Source organism: Variovorax endophyticus (assembly GCF_025376855.1).
Classification (GTDB): domain Bacteria; phylum Pseudomonadota; class Gammaproteobacteria; order Burkholderiales; family Burkholderiaceae_C; genus Variovorax.
Map to the genome: position 1 here is coordinate 14,090 of NZ_JAHUTH010000048.1, position 17,056 is coordinate 31,145.

Sequence of the window (17,056 nt, forward strand, 5' to 3'; positions counted from 1 at the left end):
GCACGGCCGCGCATAGACTCGCGGGCATGAACATGTCGCACACGCTGGCCGATCTGCGCGCGGGCCGGCTGACGGGCGCCACGCGGCTCGACCTGAGCTGCGGCCTCGAGGAATTTCCGCGCGAAATTTTCGATCTGGCCGACACGCTCGAGGTGCTGAACCTCACGGGCAATGCGCTCGACCGCCTGCCCGACGACCTGGGCCGGCTGCACCGGCTGCGCGTGCTGTTCTGCTCCGACAACCGCTTCACGCGCTTGCCCGAATCGATCGGCGACTGCGCGAACCTCGACATCGTCGGCTTCAAGGCCAACCGCATCGCCGAGGTGCCGGCCGCGTCGCTCGCGCCCTCGCTGCGCTGGCTGATCCTGACCGACAACGCGATCGAGCGCCTGCCCGACACGCTGGGCGACTGCACGCGCATGCAGAAGCTGATGCTCGCGGGCAACCGCCTGAGCAGCCTGCCCGAGACGCTGGCCGGCTGCACGCGGCTCGAGCTGCTGCGCATCTCCGCCAACCGCTTCGCGGCGCCGCCCGGCTGGCTGTGGTCGATGCCGCGGCTGTCGTGGCTGGCCGCCGCGGGCAATGCCTTCGATGCGCGCGACGAGGAGGCCGCGGCGATCGCGCCCGCGGTGCCGCGCATCGACTGGCACGAGCTGCAACTGGGCACACGGCTCGGCGAAGGCGCCTCGGGCGTGATCCACGAGGCGCTGCTGAACGAGCGGGAGCCGGTCGCGGTCAAGCTCTTCAAGGGGGCCGTCACCAGCGACGGCTGGCCGCGCAGCGAGCTCGCGGCCAGCATCGCGGCCGGCGCGCACGCCACCCTGATCGGCGCGCAGGGCCGCATCGACGGCCATCCCGAGGGCACGCAGGGCCTGGTGATGGCGCGCGTACCGGCGTCGTTCCGCACGCTCGCGGGGCCGCCGAGCCTGGCCTCGTGCACGCGCGACGTCTATGCCGACGACGCCCGCTGGTCCGCAGGCACCGCGCTGCGCATCGCGCGCGACATCGCCGCGGCGATGCGGCACATGCATGCGCGCGGCCTGGTGCATGGCGACCTCTATGCGCACAACATCCTCTGGCATCCCGAAGACGGCGCGCGCCTGGGCGACTTCGGCGCCGCCTGGCTCGCCGATGCGCTGCCCGCCGGCGACGCGGCGCGCGCGCGGCAACTGGAGGTGCGCGCCTTCGGCTGCCTGCTCGAGGAACTGGCCGCGCGCTGCGATGAACCGCCTCCTGCGATGACGGCGCTGCGCGATCGCTGCCTGCAGCCCGAGGTGGCCTCGCGCCCTTCGGCCGCGGAGATCGCCGCGCTGCTCGAAGAGACTCTCGCATGAGCCGCGGCCGCCTCGCCCATCCGCCGCTGCCGATGCGCGACGGCGTGAGCGCGAGCTGCGTCGGCCTGCCGACCGAGGACCACTGGCCGACTATTGCCGACTTCCTGATCGCGCGCTTCACCGCGATCGCACCCGAGGCCTGGATGCAGCGCATCCGCGACGGCGAGGTGGTCGACGAGCACGGCGTGCCCGTCACGCCCGAGCGCCGCTACCAGGCGCCGCTGCGCGTCTTCTACTACCGCGCGCTCGACACCGAGCCGGCGATTCCGTTCGAGGAGCAGGTGCTGTACCGCGACGAGCACCTGCTGGTGGTCGACAAGCCGCACTTCGTGCCGGTCACGCCCACCGGCAAGTACCTGCACCACAGCCTGCTGGTGCGGCTCAAGCGCAAGCTCGGCATCGAGGCGCTGTCGCCGCTGCACCGCATCGACCGCAGCACCGCGGGCCTGGTGCTGTTCTCCGTGCGGCCCGAGACACGCGGCGCCTACCAAACCATGTTCGCGCAGCGCACGGTGCACAAGGACTACGAGGCGATCGTGCCGCTGCCCGGCGGCGAGGCCGCCGCGGCCGCGCTGCCGCCGGTCTACCGCAGCCGGCTGGTCGACGACGCGCACTTCATGCAGGTGAAGGAAGCGCCCGGCGAGCCGAATTCCGAGACCGGCATCGCGGTGCTGAAGGCGTTCGACGGGCTCGCGCACCTCGCGCTCTCGCCGGTCACGGGCCGGCGGCACCAGTTGCGCGTGCATTGCCTGGCGCTGGGCATGCCGATCGTGAACGACCCCTTCTATCCGGTGCTGACGCCGGTCGACACCGACGACTTCGAGCGGCCGCTGCAACTGCTGGCGCGCTCCATCGCCTTCACCGATCCCCTGACCGGCGAACCGCGCCGCTTCGACAGCCAGCTGCGCCTGCTGCTGGCGCCAAGGTGACGCCCGCGGCGCGACGCCGGCACTAAGCTGCGGCCTCCGGCTGCCCTTGTCTTTCCTCCATCGGGCGGCCCCACGCACACCAGGAGACGCCGCACATGGACACCACCCGACTCTTCTCGCTCCAGGGCCGCACCGCCCTCATCACCGGCGGCTCGCGCGGCATCGGCCGCATGATCGCCGAGGGCTACCTGGCGCAGGGCGCACGGGTCTACATCTCGGCGCGCAAGGCCGAGGCCTGCGACCAGACCGCCCAGGAACTGTCGGCCTTCGGGCATTGCGTGTCGCTGCCGGCCGACGTGTCGACGCTCGAAGGGGCGCAGGCGCTGGTCGATGCGTTCGCGAAGCATGAGTCGTCGCTGGACATCCTGGTCAACAACGCCGGTGCCGCCTGGGGGGCGCCCTATGCGGAGTTTCCGGAGAGCGGGTGGGACAAGGTGGTCGACCTGAACCTCAAGACGCCGTTCTTCCTGACGCAGGCGTTGACGCCGTTGCTGAAGAAGGCGGCCGCGGGTGGCGATCACCTGGCGAAGGTGATCAACATCGCTTCGATCGACGGGATCTCGGTGAATCCGCAGGAGACCTACTCGTACGCGGCGAGCAAGGCGGGGCTGATCCAACTCACGCGGCGCATGGCGCTGCGGCTGGCACAGGACGGGATCGTGGTGAGCGCGATCGCGCCGGGGGCCTTTGCCTCGAGCATGAACAAGGATGCCCGGGACCATGGGGATGAGATCAAGGGGCGGATTCCGGCGGGGCGGATCGGGAAGCCCGAGGACATGGCGGGGGCGGCGATTTATCTGGCTTCTGATGCGGGGGACTATGTGATGGGGTCTACGTTGGTTGTCGATGGGGGTGTGACGCACGCGCGTTGATTTTCTTGCTGCGTTTTTGTTGAGGCTGTTGGCCGGGTCTCGCCCCGGCGGGCGAGTCACTTTCTCTTGTCTCGCCAAGAGAAAGTAACCAAAGAGAAGGCGACCCCGCTGTCTGTGTCCCTCCGCTTCGCTGCGGGCAACCTGCGGTGCTCGGAGAAAGCGGGGGTCCGCAGAACTCGCTGCACTTCGTTCCGCTCAGACAGCTGCGGCCCTGATCCCGCTTTCCCCTGCGCTCCTCGGCACAGCCAGAGGGGATGAGGGTCAACGCGCCATGGCGCGTCCTTGTGTGGGGCGGTGAGGGTGCAAAGGCCCTGGGTCTTCTTCCACCTGGGCCGAGCATCGCGATGGCCCGACCCACCCCCTCTGGCTGCGCCGAGGAGCGCAGCGTTTCGCGGATCAGGGCTCGCAGCTGTTTGAGCGAAGCGAGTTCTGCGAGACCCCGCGAAACGCGAGCACCGCAGGTTGCCCGCAGCGAAGCGGAGGGTCGCAGACAGTGGGTCGCCTTTTCTTTGGTTACTTTCTTTTGGCGAAGCAAAAGAAAGTGACTCGCCCGCCGGGGCGAGTCCCGGCCAACAGCCTCAGCAAGAAAAACTCATCCCCACCGAGGCACAGCCTCATCCTTCAACTGCTGCCTCAACACATCGTAATCCGGCACCACGCTTTCAACGGTCTCCCAGAACCGATGCGAGTGATCCATCACCCGCAGATGCGCCAACTCATGCGCCACCACATAGTCGATCACCGATAACCGAAAGTGGATCAACCGCCAGTTCAGCCGAATCGACCCATCCGCACTCGCACTCCCCCACCGCGTCGCCGCATTCGACAACGACAGCTTCGCCCACCGCACCCCCAGCAGCGGCGCGAAGTGATCGAGCCGCTCGATGAACAGCTTGCGTGCCTGCCGCATCAGCCAGGCCTGCGCCGCATCGCGGATCTGCGACGGCTCGGCGTTCTGCGCCACGGCCAGTCGCAGCAGCCGCGGACCCGTGCCGTCGCCCGCATCGAGCGCCCCGCCCACGCCCTCGAAGCCATGCTTCGGATCGAGCCGCACCACCACCGGTTCGCCGAGGAAGGGAAAGCCCGCGCCGTCCTTCCAGTCGATGCGCGTGGCCTCGACGCGCGCGTGGCGCTGCTGCGTCTCGGCGAGCTTGCGCAGGATCCAGTCGCCCTTCTCGCGGATCGCGGCGTCGACGTCGCGCAGCGCGACCCAGCGCGGCGCGCGCACCGACAGGCCTTCGGCGCCGACGACGAAGCCGATGGTGCGGCGCTTGCCGCGCTTGAATTCGTAGGCGACGCGCGCCGCGCCCAGCATCAGCTCGCGCGAAGCCTGCGGATGCACGAAGCTCGCGGGCGCCAGGGTGTCGGCCAGCGGCACGGCCGGACGCGGGTCCTCGACCAGCGGCACCGTGGTGGTGGGCACGGCCACCACCGGCGGCACCGCGAAGGGCAGCGCGTCGGGCACGAGGCTGCCGGGCTGGCGCGCGCGCGGCCGTGCCGGGCCCGGGCTCTTGCGCCCGCGCGGCGCGGCGGGCGGCGGCGCGGCCACGGCGCCATCGCCGAACAGGTCCAGCGCCAGCTGCATCAGCTCCCGCATGCTCGATGTCCGGTGATCGACAAGAAAGAAACGACGGTCGAAGGCGCGAACGCCTTCAACCCACCTTCTCGACCGCGGCACCGCCGGCCACGCCACCGGTGGCATCGGCATCGCGGTACGCCTCGGGATCGAGGCGGTGCATCTCGGCCTCGATCCAGGCCTCGACCTCGCGCATCAGTTCGTCGGGCTTGCGGCCCGCGCTCGAGATCGGCACGCCGATCGACACGTCGACCACGCCGGAGCGCTTGATGAAGGCCTTGCGCGGCCAGACCTTGGCCGAGGTCACGGCGATCGGGATCACGGGCACGCCGGTCTCGCAGGCCAGGCGCGTGCCGCCGCTCTTGTAGGTACCCTTCTGGCCGCGCGGGATGCGCGTGCCCTCGGGGAACATGATGATCCAGATGCCCTGCGCGAGCAGCTTGCGGCCCTGGCTCACCACCTTGTTGAAGGCCTGGGCACGCTGGCTGCGGTCGATGTGGATCATGTCGAGCCGGCCCATGGCCCAGCCGAAGAAGGGCACGTAGAGCAGCTCCTTCTTGAACACGTAGGCCAGCGGATGCGGCATCAGCGTGGGCATCAGGAAGGTCTCGAGCGTGGACTGGTGCTTGACCAGCAGGATCGCGCCCGCGAGCTTGTCGGCCGGCAGGTTCTCCATGCCGCTCACGCGCAGCCGGATGCCCAGGAGCGCGCGCGCGCCGCTGCCGACGGCCCAGGAGAGCCAGCGCGCCGCCATCCAATAGAGCGGTATGCCGCGCATCCAGATCGAGCACACCAGCATGATGATCGCCCAGGGGACGACGGTGACGAACATCCACAGCGCGTGGAGAACGGAACGGAGCAACGCCATCAGAGAGCCACCTGCATGGATTCGGCCCGCGCCTCGCGCGCGAGCAGGAAGTCGACGAAAGCGGCGAGGTCTTCGTGCACCCTCGTGTCCGCCGGATATTCGGGAGGCAGCGGATCGAAGCCGCGGCAGGCCGCGCCCATGCCGGTCAGCAGCAGGTGCGGTTCGCAGCCGGCGGCCGCGCCGGCCTGCAGGTCGCGCAGGCTGTCGCCCGCGGTCGGCACGCCGGCCAGGTCGATGCCGAAGCGGTCGCCGATCTGCTGGAACAGGCCCGGCTTGGGCTTGCGGCATTCGCAGTCCTCGTCGGGGCTGTGCGGGCAATAGAACACCGCATCGACACGCCCGCCCACGGCCGCGAGCATCTTGTGCATCTTGGCGTGCATCGCATTGAGCGAGGCCATGTCGAACAGGCCGCGCCCCAGGCCCGACTGGTTCGACGCGATCACCACGTGCCAACCCGCATGGTTGAGCCGCGCCACGGCCTCGAGCGCACCGGGCAGCGGCGTCCACTCGGTGTCGCTCTTCACGAAGTCTTCGCGGTGCACGTTGATCGTGCCGTTGCGGTCGAGGATCACGAGTTTCATGGAGGTGTTCCTTCAGACTCCAGCTTGCGTCGCTTCACCCAGGCGACCAGATGCGGCAGCGGGTACTTCGCCGCGTCCAGCATGCCGATGCGCTGCACCAGCGTATCGAGCGATACCAGGTCCTGCTTCAACAGCTCGCGCACGAAATCGGCGTCCTTCTCGCGACCGGCCACGCACTTGGAGACGACCAGGTCGTGCAGTTCCGGACAGATGGCCGTGATCTCGCCGACGTAGTGCAGGCTGGCACGACTCATCCAGTCGCCGGGCATGACGGCGGTCTCGGGCCCGACACCATCGGCGAAATAACCGAAGGTCTCGTGAAAGCTCGAGTGCATACCGATCGCACGGTCGATCAGATCGGCGCGCTCCGGATGCAGCGCGGGGTAGAGATCGATTTCGCGCGATACCAGCAGCGACTCGGGCGGTTGATCGAGCAGCAGCAACACGGCCTGACTGCCGACGACCACAAAAGAACTTTCTTTCGAGATCGCCGCGGAAGCGCGCAATACATGCTGCAGTTCTTCGAGCTTCATGGGGTCGCGGCCTGCTCGCGCGCCTGCTTGAGCAATGCCATTCGTTCGACCTGCGAGACGAGGCCGCCGAGCGGCGACACGCTGCGCATGAGCTGTCCATGCTCGGACTCGACGAGCGCGGCATCTTCGAGCACGCCGGCATCGCCGGCGAGAAGACGCTCCCACTCGTCCCACAGCACGTCGGAGCGCGTGGGGCCCGACTGCTGGCGCCACCGTTCGAGGGTGCGGCGGGCCTGCTCGCGCAATGCGGGCTCCTGGCGCAGCACCGCCACCGCCCGCTGGTGCAGGGCGAGGGAGAACTGATCCAGTTGCTGTTGGCGGTTCATGCGCGATCGGATTATCGAGCGACGGTCTTCAGACAGCCAGCCGCTCGAGCTGCGCCACGCGGTTCATCGCGGCATGCAGCGACATCAGCAGCCCCAGCCGGTTGAGCCGCAGGTCGGCCTGCTCGGCATTGACCATCACGCCGTCGAAGAAGGCATCGACCGGTTCGCGCAACGCGGCCAGGGTCTGCAGCGAGGCGGTGTAGTCGCCGGCATCGAACTGGGCGTTGGCGGCGGGCACCACCTGCGCCATGGCGGCATGCAGCGCCTTCTCGGCGGGCTCCTGCAGCAGCAGCTCGCTGACGTGGGCGTCGGCCTCGGGGGCCTTCTTGAGGATGTTGCCGATGCGCTTGTTGGCCGCGGCCAGCGCGGCGGCGGCGGGCAGCACGGCGAAGGCGCGCACGGCGGCGAGCAGTTGGGGCACCTGGCCCAGGCGCTGCGGGCGCGGGGCCAGCACGGCATCGACTTCCTGCGCGCTGGCGCCCTGCTCGCGCAGGCTGCCGGCGAGGCGGTCGAGAATGAAGTCCTGCAGCTCGACCGTGGCCTTGGAGGCATCGAAGCCCGCGATGCCCTGGAACTGCGCGGCGGCCTCGGCCAGCAGCGCGTCGAGGTCCAGCGGCAGGTTCTTCTCGATCAGCATGCGGATCGTGCCGAGCGCATGGCGGCGCAGCGCGAAGGGATCGCGGTCGCCGGTGGGCAGGTTGCCGATGCCGAACATGCCGACCAGGGTCTCGAGCTTGTCGGCCAGCGCGACCACCAGGCCCACGCTGTTGCGCGGCAGTTCGTCGCCCGCGAAGCGCGGCTTGTAGTGGTCCTCGATGGCATCGGCCACGGCCGCGTCGAGGCCGTCGTGCAGCGCGTAGTAGCGGCCCATGATGCCCTGCAGCTCGGGGAACTCGCCGACCATGTCGGTCACGAGGTCGGCCTTGGCCAGCTGGGCGGCCTGCACGGCCTGGCGCGCCACGTTGGCATCGCCGAGCTTCTCGGCGATGGCGCGCGCGATGCGCATCACGCGTTCCACGCGCTCGCCCTGGGTGCCGAGCTTGTTGTGATAGACCACCTTGCCCAGCGACGCGACGCGCGAGGCCAGCGTCTTCTTGCGGTCCTGGTCGAAGAAGAACTTGGCGTCGGCCAGGCGCGGGCGCACCACGCGCTCGTTGCCGCCGATGACGGCGCTGGCATCGTCGGGGCTGATGTTGCTGACGACCAGGAACCGGTTGGTGAGCTTGCTCGACGCATCGAGCAGCGGGAAGTACTTCTGGTTCGCCTTCATCGTGAGGATCAGGCATTCCTGCGGCACCTCGAGGAATTCGCGCTCGAAGCTGCAGACCAGCACGTTGGGGCGCTCGACCAGCGCCGTCACCTCGTCGAGCAGCGCATCGTCGTGGATCGGCACCGAGCCGCCACCGACCTGGACCGCGGCCGCGGCGAGCTGGCGCGCGATCTCGGCGCGGCGCGCCTCGAAGCTCGCGATCACCGCGCCTTCGTCGCGCAGCTGCAGCGCGTAGCTGTCGGCATTGCGCAGCACCACGGGATCGACCGCGGCCTCGAAGCGGTGGCCATGCGTTTCGCGGCCGGCCTTGAGGCCCAGCGCCTCGATCGCCACCACGGCATCGCCGTGCAGCGCGACCAGGCCGTGCGCGGGGCGCACGAAGCTCACGCTGCTCCAGCCCGGCAGCTCGCAGCCGCTCTCGAGCTGGTAGCTCATGACCTTGGGGATCGGCAGCTTGGCGATGGCTTCGGCCAGCGCCTTCTGCAGGCCCTCGGCCAGGGTGGCGCCCTTGGCGGTGCTCTCGTAGAACAGGGCTTCGGCCTTGCCGTCCATGGCGCGCTTGAGGCCGGGCACGGCCGAGGCGTCGGCGCCGAGCGCGCCCAGGCGCTTGAGCAGCGCGGGCGTGGGCTGGCCCGAGGCATCGAGCCCCACGGCCACGGGCATCAGCTTCTGCGAGACGGCCTTGTCGGCGGCGCGCTCGGCCACGTGCGTGAGATGCGCGGCCAGGCGGCGCGGCGAGGCGAAGGGCGTGAGCACCGAGCCGGCCTCGGCCAGGCCCTGGGCCACTAGCTGTTCGCGCAGCACGCCCGCGAAGGCCTCGCCGAGCTTCTTCAGCGCCTTCGGCGGCAGTTCTTCGACAAACAGTTCAACCAGCAGGGAGGTCTTGTTCATGGGGGTCGTCATCGCTCAGGCGGCCTTCTTCGGTGCGATCTGCGCGACCCATTCGCGCGGTGCCATCGGGAAGCCCAGCCGTTCCCGGCTGTCGTAGTAGCTCTGCGCCACGCTGCGCGCGAGGTTGCGGATGCGGCCGATGTAGGCCGCGCGTTCGGTCACGCTGATCGCGCCGCGCGCGTCGAGCAGGTTGAAGCTGTGCGCGGCCTTGAGCACCTGCTCGTAGGCCGGCAGCGCGAGCTGCTCGGCCATCAGGTGCCTGGCCTGCTTCTCGTGCGCGGCGAAGGCGGTGAACAGGAACTCGGCATCGGAATGCTCGAAGTTGTAGGTCGACTGCTCGACCTCGTTCTGCTTGTAGACGTCGCCGTAGCTCAGGCCCTCGGTCCACACGAGGTTGTAGACGTTGTCCACGCCCTGCAGGTACATCGCGAGGCGCTCGAGGCCGTAGGTGATCTCGCCGGTGATCGGCTTGCAGTCGATGCCGCCGACCTGCTGGAAGTAGGTGAACTGCGTCACCTCCATGCCGTTGAGCCAGACCTCCCAGCCCAGGCCCCAGGCGCCGAGCGTGGGGTTCTCCCAGTCATCCTCGACGAAGCGGATGTCGTTCTTCTTGAGGTCGAAGCCCAGCGCCTCGAGGCTGCCGAGGTAGAGCTCGAGGATGTTCGCGGGCGCGGGCTTGAGCACGACCTGGTACTGGTAGTAGTGCTGCAGGCGGTTCGGGTTCTCGCCGTAGCGGCCGTCCTTGGGGCGGCGGCTGGGCTGCACGTAGGCGGCCTTCCAGGGCTCGGGGCCGAGCGCGCGCAGGAAGGTGGCGGTGTGCGAGGTGCCCGCGCCCACTTCCATGTCGTACGGTTGCAGCAGCGCGCAGCCCTTGTCGGCCCAGTACGACTGCAATTTGAGAATGATTTGCTGGAAGGTCAACATGAAGGGTGCCGGCCGGCGCGGCCGGGCGTTGGACGAAAGCGCGGCGGTGCGCCGCGAAAGCCCGCGATTTTACGGGCGGAGGGCAACTCTCCCACAGCGGGTCGGGAAGGCGCCTGCCACGGACCGGGCGCGAGCCGTGCGACAAACCGGGGTCCGCGCGGGCTCCTGTCTTCCACGGCCGCGCGGTCGACGCTTTTTCAGCCGGCCGGGAACGCCCGCCCGCCGCGCCGATCCGACTCCCTCCCACGAGCCCCCAGCCCCCTACGACCCCATGCCAGTGCCCGAGACCGGCCCGAACACCCCGCTCTTCATCGTGCTCAACGCCGCCTCCGGCAGCGAGGACGCCGTCCAGGCCCGCGAGGTCATCGAGGAAGGCTGCGCCGCGGCCGACCGCCGGCTGCGCATCTTCACGGTCGACCGCGGCAGCGCCGACGACGGCCCCGGCAGCCTGCGCGCGCTGGCGCGCGAGGCGGTGGAGCGCGCGCGGGCCGCCGGCGGCGTGGTGGTGGCCGCGGGCGGCGACGGCACGATCAATGCCGTGGCCCAGGCCACGCTGGGCAGCGGCTGCGCCTTCGGCGTGCTGCCGCAGGGCACCTTCAACTACTTCAGCCGCGCCCACGGCATCCCGCGCGACACCGCGCAGGCGCTCGAAGTGCTGCTGACCCAGCCGCCGCGGCCGGTGCAGGTCGGACTGCTCAACGACCGCGCCTTCCTGGTCAACGCCAGCCTGGGCCTGTATGCCCAACTGCTCGAGGAGCGCGAGCACTACAAGTCGCGCTACGGGCGCAACCGCCTGATCGCGCTCGGCGCGGGCCTGCTCACGGTGCTGCGCGGCCACCGCACGCTCGACCTGCGCATGGCCTGGCGCGGCCAGGAGCGCGCGATCCGCACGCCCACGCTGTTCGTGGGCAACAACCCGCTGCAGTTGCTGCAGATCGGCATCGAGCATGCCGACGCCCCCGAGCAGGGGCAGCTGGCGGCGGTGGCGCTCAAGCCCCATGGCCTGCTGTCGATGCCGGGGCTGCTGCTGCGCGGCGCGCTCGGGCGGCTCGGCGAGGCCGACGAGGTGCTGAGCTTTCCCTTCGAGTCGATGACGGTGCGCATCGGCCGCGCGGGCAGCCGCGGCCCGCGGCGCGTGAAGGTGGCGACCGACGGCGAGATCGGCTGGGCCGAGATGCCGCTGCTGTTCCGCGTCTCGCCCGAGCCGCTGTGGCTGATACGGCCCGACGTGGCACCCGAGCTCGAGGCGGCCAAGCAATGAGCGTGTTGCTGCAGGTGTCCGACCCGCACTTCGGCACCGAGCAGCCGCCGGTGCTGGCGGCGCTCGAGCGGCTGGCGCGCGAGCTCGCGCCCGAGCTGCTGGTGCTGTCGGGCGACATCACCCAGCGCGCCACCCGCGCGCAGTTCGCGGCCGCGCGTGCCTTCGTCGACCGGCTGGCGCCGCGGGCGCTGCTGGCGATCCCGGGCAACCACGACATCCCGCTGTTCCAGCTCGCGGCGCGCGCCTTCGCGCCCTACGGCCGCTACAGCGAGGCCTTCGGCGACGAGCTCGAGCCGGTGGTCGACCTGCCCGGCTGGCTGGCGATCGGCGTCAAGACCACGCGCCGCTGGCGCCACGAGGACGGCGAGGTGTCGCGCGCGCAGGTCGAGCGCGTGGCGCGACGGCTCGCCGCGGCGACGCCTTCGCAGCTGCGTGTGGTGGTCACGCACCAGCCGGTGGCGGTGACGCGGCGCGAGGACATCGGCAACCGGCTGCATGGCGGCGAGGCCGCCGCGGCGCGCTGGGCCCAGGCCGGCGCCGACCTGGTGCTCGGCGGCCACATCCACCTGCCCTTCGTGTTGCCGCTGCACGAATGCCTCGTCGATGTCCCGCGGCCGATGTGGGCGGTGCAGGCGGGCACGGCGGTGTCGTGGCGCGTGCGCGCGGGGCATCCGAACTCGGTCAACGTGGTGCGGCGCGACGATGGCGCGCACGCTTGCATGGTCGAGCGCTGGGACTACGCAGCCGAGCGCCAGGCCTTCGTGCTCGCCGACGCCGTAAGGCTTTCGCTTGCCAGCGCGGCGGCGCCGCTTTAGGGTGCGCCGCATGTCATCGGCAGTCCCCGTCCCTTCCTCCCTTTCTTCCTCTCCCCTCCCCACCCCGCCCGCCCTGGTCGCGCATGCCGAACAGCTCGGCGCCCATGCGCTGGGCGGCTTCCTCTCGCTGCTGCTGGCCTCGGTGCTGGCCGCCGGCCTGGCCTGCTGGATGGCGCAGCGCCGCCGGCTCGCGCTGGCCGCGGAAGAAGAACCCGACGAGCCCCGGCTGGTGTTCGCGCTGGTGCTGGGCTTCGCGACGATCCTCGGTGCCTCCAGCCTGTTCGCCTGGATCGCCTCGAACCTCGGCGACGGCCGCACGCTGGGCCTGGCCGACCAGGCACTGACCGACGCGATCGCGCAGCACATGCCGCACGGCGTGATCCTCGCGTTCAGCTGGCTCACGCGGCTCGGCGACTTCGCCACGCTGGCGCCGGTGGCGGTGCTGGTGGCGCTGCTGCTGTGGCACCGCTCGCACCGCGGCCTGGCGCTCGGCTGGTCGATGGCGCTGGTGGGCATCGTGCTGCTGAACCCGGCGCTCAAGCAGATCTTCGCGCGCGCCCGGCCGCTGCACGACCACGGCCTGGCGCACGAGACCAGCTACAGCTTCCCGAGCGGCCACAGCGCGGGCGCGATCGTGAGCTACGGCATGCTGGTCTATCTCGCGCTGCGCCTGCTGCCGCCGCGCTGGCACGTGGCGGCGGCGATGGCCGGCGCCGCCGCGATCGTCACCATCGCCTGCAGCCGGATCTTCCTGCAGGTGCACTTCGCGAGCGACGTGGTGGCGGGCCTGCTGACCGGGCTGGCCTGGCTGCTGGTGTGCGTGGGCGGGCTGGAGTTCGCGCGGCACCGCCAGCGGCGGCGCGCGCGCTGAAACCCTTGCCCATGAAAAAAAGGCCGCGCCCTCCCCTGCGGAAGGAACGCGGCCCCGGCGACCGGCGCGGATCGAGCGATCAGTATTCCCAGAAGATGCGCTGCAGTTCCTTGGTGTCGCTGGTCTTGGTCAGCGCGACCATCGCGAGGATGCGCGCCTTCTGCGGGCGCAGGTCGTGCGCCACCACCCAGTCGTACTTGTCGTCGGGCTGCTCGGCATTGCGGATCACGAAGCCGTCGGGCACGCGCGAGCTGCGGATGACGACGATGCCGTCGGCGCGCACCTTCTGCAGGTTCGGCACGATGCGGTCGGCGACCGAACCGTTGCCGGTGCCGCCATGGATCAGCGCCTTGATGCCGCTCTTGGCGAGCGCGTCGATGGCGGTCGAGGACACGCCCTCGTAGCCCATCGCGATCTCGACCGGCGGCAGCGCGCTGATCTGGTCGATGTTGAACTCCGAGAACATGGTGTGGCGCTTGACCGGCGCGCGGAACCAGTAGTTCTTGCCCTCGACCACCATGCCCAGCGGGCCCCACTGGCTCGAGAAGGCGCTGGTCTTGATGTTCACGCTCTTGCTCACGTCGCGCGCGGTGTCGATGTTGTCGTTCATCGTCACCAGCACGCCCTTGCCCGCGGCGTCCTTGCTGCCGGCCACCGTCACGGCGTCGTACAGGTTGAGCGCGCCGTCGGCCGACAGCGCGGTGCCCGGACGCATCGAGCCGACCACCACGATCGGCTTGGGCGTGTGCACGGTCAGGGTCAGGAAGTAGGCGGTTTCTTCCAGCGTGTCGGTGCCGTGCGTGATCACGATGCCGTCGACGTCGCTCTGCTTGGACAGCGCCGACACACGCCGGGCGAGCGTGAGCAGGTTGTCGTTGGTGAGGCTCTCGGAGGCGACCTGGAACACCTGTTCGCCGCGCACGTTGGCGACCTTGGAGAGCTCGGGCAGGCCCGCGATCAGCTTGTCGACGCCGACCTTGGCGGCCGCGTAGGTGGCGCTGTTGACGGCCGAGGCGCCCGCGCCCGCGATGGTGCCGCCGGTGGCCAGGATCACCACGTTGGGAAGCGCCTGCTGCGCCTGCGCGAGCGCGCTGGCCGCCAGCATCGCGGCACCGGCCGCGAGGGCCCTGAAGCGGGGGGAAAGGTACATGGAGAACTCCTTGTGTTGAATGAATTTTTCGAGGCGGCGAGAAGATACATGAACCATGCCCGGCTGCCCGGCGCGGCCATGCCGGCATGGCATGCGGTCATGCGGCTGCGAGGAAGCAGGCATTACCATCCAACGCGCGCACGCCGCGCCACGCCCTCGCCATGAACGCCGATTCCGCCGCCCTTCCCGTCTCGACCGCCCAGGAAATGCCCGCGCCCGACGGGCCGCTGTCGCGCGCGCGCCCGGGCCGCGAGCGCATCATGGCGGCGATCCGCGCCGCGGCGATCGCGGAGTTCAGCCTGCACGGCCTGAAGGGCACCTCGACCCAGGCCATCGCGGCGCGCGCCGGCCTCACCAAGCCGCAGCTGCACTACTACATCGTCGGCAAGGAAGAGCTGTACGAAGAACTGCTGATGCAGGTGCTGCATGCGTGGAAGGTGGTGTTCTCGTTCGAGGACGCGAGCGACCCGGCGACGGTGCTCGGCGACTACATCCGCAAGAAGCTCGACCATGCGATCGACAGCCCCGAGATGTCGCGCATCTTCACGCGCGAGATCCTCGACGGCGGCCGCAATCTCGACCGCTACTGGCCCAATGCGCGCGCCTGGACGCAGAAGAAGGTCGACATCATCAACGGCTGGATCGCGCGCGGCCAGATGCGCCCGCTCGATGCGCGCATCCTGCTGATGCACGTCTGGGCCATGACCCAGAGCTACGCCGACTACGCGATCCAGACGCGCGTGATGCTGGGCCTGCCGAGCGACGCGCCGATCGACCGCGAGCCGATCGCGCGCGAGCTGGTGGCCTTCGTGCTGGCCGGCTGCGGCATCCGCGCAAGCTAGCACTCACGCGCCTTCCGGGCGCATTGCTCCCCTCCAAAACCGCACCGGCCCCAATCCGGTGCGCCCGCGCTGGCACGTCGCTTGCTAAACCTGACCACTTGCTCTGATTAAGCGGTCAAACACCATGCGCGTGCTCGTCGTCTACTGCCATCCGGTCGAAACCAGCTTCCATGCCGCCCTGCACCAGGAGGTGTTGAAGAACCTGCGCGCGGCCGGCCACGAGGTGGACGACTGCGACCTCTATGCCGAGGGCTTCGATCCGGTGCTCTCGCGCGAGGAGCGGCTGGGCTACCACGAGGTGCCGGCCAACCAGCTGCCGCTCAAGCCCTACGTCGAGCGGCTGCGGTGGGCCGAGGGCATCGTGTTCTGCTTCCCGACCTGGTGCTTCGGCCTGCCGGCCATGCTCAAGGGCTACTTCGACCGGCTCTTCATGCCCGGCGTGGCCTTCGACATCAGCGACCCCGCCAACGTGAAGCCGATGCTCACGCACATCAAGCGCATCAGCGCCGTGGTCACCTACGGCCGGCCGCGCTGGGTGGCGATGTACATGGGCGACCCGCCGCGCAAGATCGTCACGCGCTACATGAAACGGCTGACCGGGCATGGCGCCCGGGTCGACTACCACGCCCACTACCACATGAACGTGGCGACCGAGCCCCAGCTCAAGCGCTTCATGGCCAAGGTCGGCAACGCCATGGCGCGCTTCGCATGAGCGCGCCCGTGCTGCTCGACCGGCTGCGCCTGCCGCGCTGGCTGCTGCCGGCCGACTGGCCGCAGCGCGACGGCGTGGCGGTGCTCGCACGGCTCGCGATCGAGGGCGGCCGCGTGCAGTCGCTGCGCCCCGCGGACGATGCCCCGACGCCCGCCGCGGGCTGGGACCTCGGCGGCACGCTCGCGCTGCCGGGCTTCGTCGACGCCCACACGCACCTCGACAAGGTCTTCACGCTGCCGCGCATGAAGGCGGTGCAGCCGGGCCTGCTCGGCGCCATCGACGCGATGCTGGCCGACCGCGTGAACTGGACGCCCGCCGACGTGCGCGAACGCGCGGCGCGCGGCCTGCAATGGGCCTGGGAATGCGGCACCACGCACGTGCGCACGCATGTCGACTGGTGGGAGCCCGATGCCCTGCCGATGGCCTGGCCCGTGATGGCCGAGCTGGCGCAGGAATGGAAAGGCCGCGTGCGGCTCGAGCAGGTGAGCCTGATCAAGCTGCCGCTGTTCGAGGACGCGGCGCAGGCGCTGCGGCTCGCGAAGCAGGTGAAGGCCACCGGGCCGCATGCGCTGCTCGGCGGCTTCGTGCATTCCACCAACTGGAGCGAGAACGCGCTGCGCAACCTGCTGCGCTCGGCGCAGGCCTGCGAGCTCGACATCGACCTGCACGTGGACGAGGAGCTCAATGCCTCGGCCACGGGCCTGGCGGCCACCGCGCGCATCCTGGCCGAGATCGGCTACGAGGGCCGCGTGGTCTGCGGCCACGTCTGCGCGCTCGCGGAACAGCCCGAGGCGCAGGCGCTCGCCACGCTCGACGCGGTGGCGCGCGCGCCGATCACGGTGGTCTCGCTGCCCGCCACCAACCTGCTGCTGCAGGACGCCGTGACCGGCCGCACGCCGCGCCGGCGCGGCATCACGCTGGTGAAGGAGGCCCGCGAGCGCGGCATCCCGCTGCTGTTCGCGAGCGACAACGTGCAGGACCCGTTCTGCCGGCTCGGCAGCTTCGATCCGGTGGAAGCGCTGGGCACGGCCGCGCTGGTGGCGCAGCTCGACGAGCCGTTCGAGACCTGGTCGCAGGCGCTGTGCCGCGCCGACTGGCTGCGCCGCGACGCCACCGTGCAACGCCCGACGCTCGTCGGCGCACCCGCCGACCTCGTGCTCTTCGGCGCGGCCGACCGCTTCGGCTGGCCCTCGCGCAGCGCATCGCGCGTGGTGCTGCGCGCGGGCCGCGTCGCGCACGGCGAGGTGCCGGTGACCTGGCACGCCTGAACCCTCTTCGACGAACAGAACCACTCCAAGGAC

Annotated in this window: 17 protein-coding genes; 9 read left to right on the forward strand and 8 right to left on the reverse strand. The window is 70.3% G+C overall.

Annotation, left to right across the window (positions count from 1 at the left end; translation table 11 throughout):
- Positions 1–32 precede the first annotated feature (32 nt).
- The 3 genes from KV106_RS37750 to KV106_RS37760 all read left to right on the forward strand — a co-directional run bounded on the left by KV106_RS37750 (position 33) and on the right by KV106_RS37760 (position 3,135).
- Positions 33–1,334 carry a leucine-rich repeat-containing protein kinase family protein gene (locus KV106_RS37750; RefSeq protein WP_261217309.1) on the forward strand — a complete coding sequence of 434 codons (1,302 nt, stop codon included), beginning with the start codon at positions 33–35 and terminating at the stop codon, positions 1,332–1,334.
- Positions 1,331–2,263 carry a pseudouridine synthase gene (locus KV106_RS37755; protein WP_261217246.1) on the forward strand — a complete coding sequence of 311 codons (933 nt, stop codon included), beginning with the start codon at positions 1,331–1,333 and terminating at the stop codon, positions 2,261–2,263. Before KV106_RS37750 ends, KV106_RS37755 begins: the two co-directional genes overlap by 4 nt.
- A gap of 95 nt (positions 2,264–2,358) precedes the next feature.
- Positions 2,359–3,135, forward strand: coding sequence for an SDR family oxidoreductase (locus KV106_RS37760; RefSeq protein WP_261217248.1), 777 nt, complete (start codon positions 2,359–2,361; stop codon positions 3,133–3,135).
- Positions 3,136–3,727: 592 nt separating this feature from the next.
- Here KV106_RS37760 and KV106_RS37765 read toward each other — a convergent pair.
- The 7 genes from KV106_RS37765 to glyQ are packed head-to-tail and all read right to left on the reverse strand — an operon-like array spanning position 3,728 to position 10,104.
- Positions 3,728–4,732 carry a M48 family metallopeptidase gene (locus KV106_RS37765; protein ID WP_261217250.1) on the reverse strand — a complete coding sequence of 335 codons (1,005 nt, stop codon included), beginning with the start codon at positions 4,730–4,732 and terminating at the stop codon, positions 3,728–3,730.
- A gap of 55 nt (positions 4,733–4,787) precedes the next feature.
- Entirely contained in the window at positions 4,788–5,579 is a 792-nt protein-coding gene (locus KV106_RS37770; protein ID WP_057596586.1) for a lysophospholipid acyltransferase family protein, read from the reverse strand.
- Positions 5,579–6,160, reverse strand: a complete 582-nt coding sequence (gmhB, locus tag KV106_RS37775; RefSeq protein WP_172705816.1) for a D-glycero-beta-D-manno-heptose 1,7-bisphosphate 7-phosphatase — start codon at positions 6,158–6,160, stop codon at positions 5,579–5,581. The genes KV106_RS37770 and gmhB overlap by 1 nt, the downstream gene beginning before the upstream one ends.
- Positions 6,157–6,693 carry a DUF6036 family nucleotidyltransferase gene (locus KV106_RS37780; protein WP_261217261.1) on the reverse strand — a complete coding sequence of 179 codons (537 nt, stop codon included), beginning with the start codon at positions 6,691–6,693 and terminating at the stop codon, positions 6,157–6,159. The genes gmhB and KV106_RS37780 overlap by 4 nt, the downstream gene beginning before the upstream one ends.
- Positions 6,690–7,019, reverse strand: coding sequence for a hypothetical protein (locus KV106_RS37785; RefSeq protein WP_261217264.1), 330 nt, complete (start codon positions 7,017–7,019; stop codon positions 6,690–6,692). The genes KV106_RS37780 and KV106_RS37785 overlap by 4 nt, the downstream gene beginning before the upstream one ends.
- 28 nt (positions 7,020–7,047) lie before the next feature.
- Positions 7,048–9,180 carry a glycine--tRNA ligase subunit beta gene (gene glyS, locus KV106_RS37790; protein WP_261217266.1) on the reverse strand — a complete coding sequence of 711 codons (2,133 nt, stop codon included), beginning with the start codon at positions 9,178–9,180 and terminating at the stop codon, positions 7,048–7,050.
- 15 nt (positions 9,181–9,195) lie between these two features.
- Complete coding sequence (glyQ, locus tag KV106_RS37795) at positions 9,196–10,104, reverse strand: glycine--tRNA ligase subunit alpha (RefSeq protein WP_057596589.1); 909 nt, start codon at positions 10,102–10,104, stop codon at positions 9,196–9,198.
- Between the two features lie 271 nt (positions 10,105–10,375).
- On the opposite strand from glyQ, the gene KV106_RS37800 reads away from it, so the two are divergent.
- Genes KV106_RS37800 through KV106_RS37810 form a run of 3 tightly spaced genes read left to right on the forward strand, consistent with a single transcriptional unit; the run spans position 10,376 to position 13,051 of the window.
- Positions 10,376–11,365, forward strand: coding sequence for a diacylglycerol/lipid kinase family protein (locus KV106_RS37800; RefSeq protein WP_057597928.1), 990 nt, complete (start codon positions 10,376–10,378; stop codon positions 11,363–11,365).
- On the forward strand, positions 11,362–12,180 hold the full coding sequence (locus tag KV106_RS37805; RefSeq protein WP_261217270.1) for a metallophosphoesterase family protein: 819 nt from the start codon (positions 11,362–11,364) through the stop codon (positions 12,178–12,180). The genes KV106_RS37800 and KV106_RS37805 overlap by 4 nt, the downstream gene beginning before the upstream one ends.
- Before the next feature lie 10 nt (positions 12,181–12,190).
- Complete coding sequence (locus tag KV106_RS37810; protein ID WP_261217271.1) at positions 12,191–13,051, forward strand: phosphatase PAP2 family protein; 861 nt, start codon at positions 12,191–12,193, stop codon at positions 13,049–13,051.
- Between the two features lie 79 nt (positions 13,052–13,130).
- On the opposite strand, the gene KV106_RS37815 is transcribed toward KV106_RS37810, so the two are convergent.
- Entirely contained in the window at positions 13,131–14,201 is a 1,071-nt protein-coding gene (locus KV106_RS37815; protein ID WP_057596982.1) for an asparaginase, read from the reverse strand.
- A gap of 161 nt (positions 14,202–14,362) precedes the next feature.
- Here KV106_RS37815 and KV106_RS37820 point away from each other — a divergent pair, with 161 nt between their 5' ends.
- From KV106_RS37820 to KV106_RS37830, 3 genes are all read left to right on the forward strand, one after another.
- On the forward strand, positions 14,363–15,043 hold the full coding sequence (locus KV106_RS37820) for a TetR/AcrR family transcriptional regulator (RefSeq protein ID WP_172705738.1): 681 nt from the start codon (positions 14,363–14,365) through the stop codon (positions 15,041–15,043).
- A 124-nt stretch (positions 15,044–15,167) separates the two neighbouring features.
- Positions 15,168–15,755: an NAD(P)H-dependent oxidoreductase gene (locus tag KV106_RS37825; protein ID WP_261217275.1), complete on the forward strand. Its 588-nt coding sequence runs from the start codon at positions 15,168–15,170 to the stop codon at positions 15,753–15,755.
- Complete coding sequence (locus tag KV106_RS37830) at positions 15,752–17,023, forward strand: amidohydrolase family protein (protein WP_261217276.1); 1,272 nt, start codon at positions 15,752–15,754, stop codon at positions 17,021–17,023. The genes KV106_RS37825 and KV106_RS37830 overlap by 4 nt, the downstream gene beginning before the upstream one ends.
- Positions 17,024–17,056: the final 33 nt, after the last annotated feature.

What these genes read in the sequence shown, in the direction of transcription:
- KV106_RS37750 (WP_261217309.1), top strand. Translation starts at nt 33, where the DNA reads ATGTCGCACACGCTGGCCGATCTGCGCGCGGGCCGGCTGACGGGCGCC.
- KV106_RS37755 (WP_261217246.1), top strand. Translation starts at nt 1,331, where the DNA reads ATGAGCCGCGGCCGCCTCGCCCATCCGCCGCTGCCGATGCGCGACGGC.
- KV106_RS37760 (WP_261217248.1), top strand. Translation starts at nt 2,359, where the DNA reads ATGGACACCACCCGACTCTTCTCGCTCCAGGGCCGCACCGCCCTCATC.
- KV106_RS37765 (WP_261217250.1), bottom strand. Translation starts at nt 4,732, where the DNA reads ATGCGGGAGCTGATGCAGCTGGCGCTGGACCTGTTCGGCGATGGCGCC.
- KV106_RS37770 (WP_057596586.1), bottom strand. Translation starts at nt 5,579, where the DNA reads ATGGCGTTGCTCCGTTCCGTTCTCCACGCGCTGTGGATGTTCGTCACC.
- gmhB (WP_172705816.1), bottom strand. Translation starts at nt 6,160, where the DNA reads ATGAAACTCGTGATCCTCGACCGCAACGGCACGATCAACGTGCACCGC.
- KV106_RS37780 (WP_261217261.1), bottom strand. Translation starts at nt 6,693, where the DNA reads ATGAAGCTCGAAGAACTGCAGCATGTATTGCGCGCTTCCGCGGCGATC.
- KV106_RS37785 (WP_261217264.1), bottom strand. Translation starts at nt 7,019, where the DNA reads ATGAACCGCCAACAGCAACTGGATCAGTTCTCCCTCGCCCTGCACCAG.
- glyS (WP_261217266.1), bottom strand. Translation starts at nt 9,180, where the DNA reads ATGAACAAGACCTCCCTGCTGGTTGAACTGTTTGTCGAAGAACTGCCG.
- glyQ (WP_057596589.1), bottom strand. Translation starts at nt 10,104, where the DNA reads ATGTTGACCTTCCAGCAAATCATTCTCAAATTGCAGTCGTACTGGGCC.
- KV106_RS37800 (WP_057597928.1), top strand. Translation starts at nt 10,376, where the DNA reads ATGCCAGTGCCCGAGACCGGCCCGAACACCCCGCTCTTCATCGTGCTC.
- KV106_RS37805 (WP_261217270.1), top strand. Translation starts at nt 11,362, where the DNA reads ATGAGCGTGTTGCTGCAGGTGTCCGACCCGCACTTCGGCACCGAGCAG.
- KV106_RS37810 (WP_261217271.1), top strand. Translation starts at nt 12,191, where the DNA reads ATGTCATCGGCAGTCCCCGTCCCTTCCTCCCTTTCTTCCTCTCCCCTC.
- KV106_RS37815 (WP_057596982.1), bottom strand. Translation starts at nt 14,201, where the DNA reads ATGTACCTTTCCCCCCGCTTCAGGGCCCTCGCGGCCGGTGCCGCGATG.
- KV106_RS37820 (WP_172705738.1), top strand. Translation starts at nt 14,363, where the DNA reads ATGAACGCCGATTCCGCCGCCCTTCCCGTCTCGACCGCCCAGGAAATG.
- KV106_RS37825 (WP_261217275.1), top strand. Translation starts at nt 15,168, where the DNA reads ATGCGCGTGCTCGTCGTCTACTGCCATCCGGTCGAAACCAGCTTCCAT.
- KV106_RS37830 (WP_261217276.1), top strand. Translation starts at nt 15,752, where the DNA reads ATGAGCGCGCCCGTGCTGCTCGACCGGCTGCGCCTGCCGCGCTGGCTG.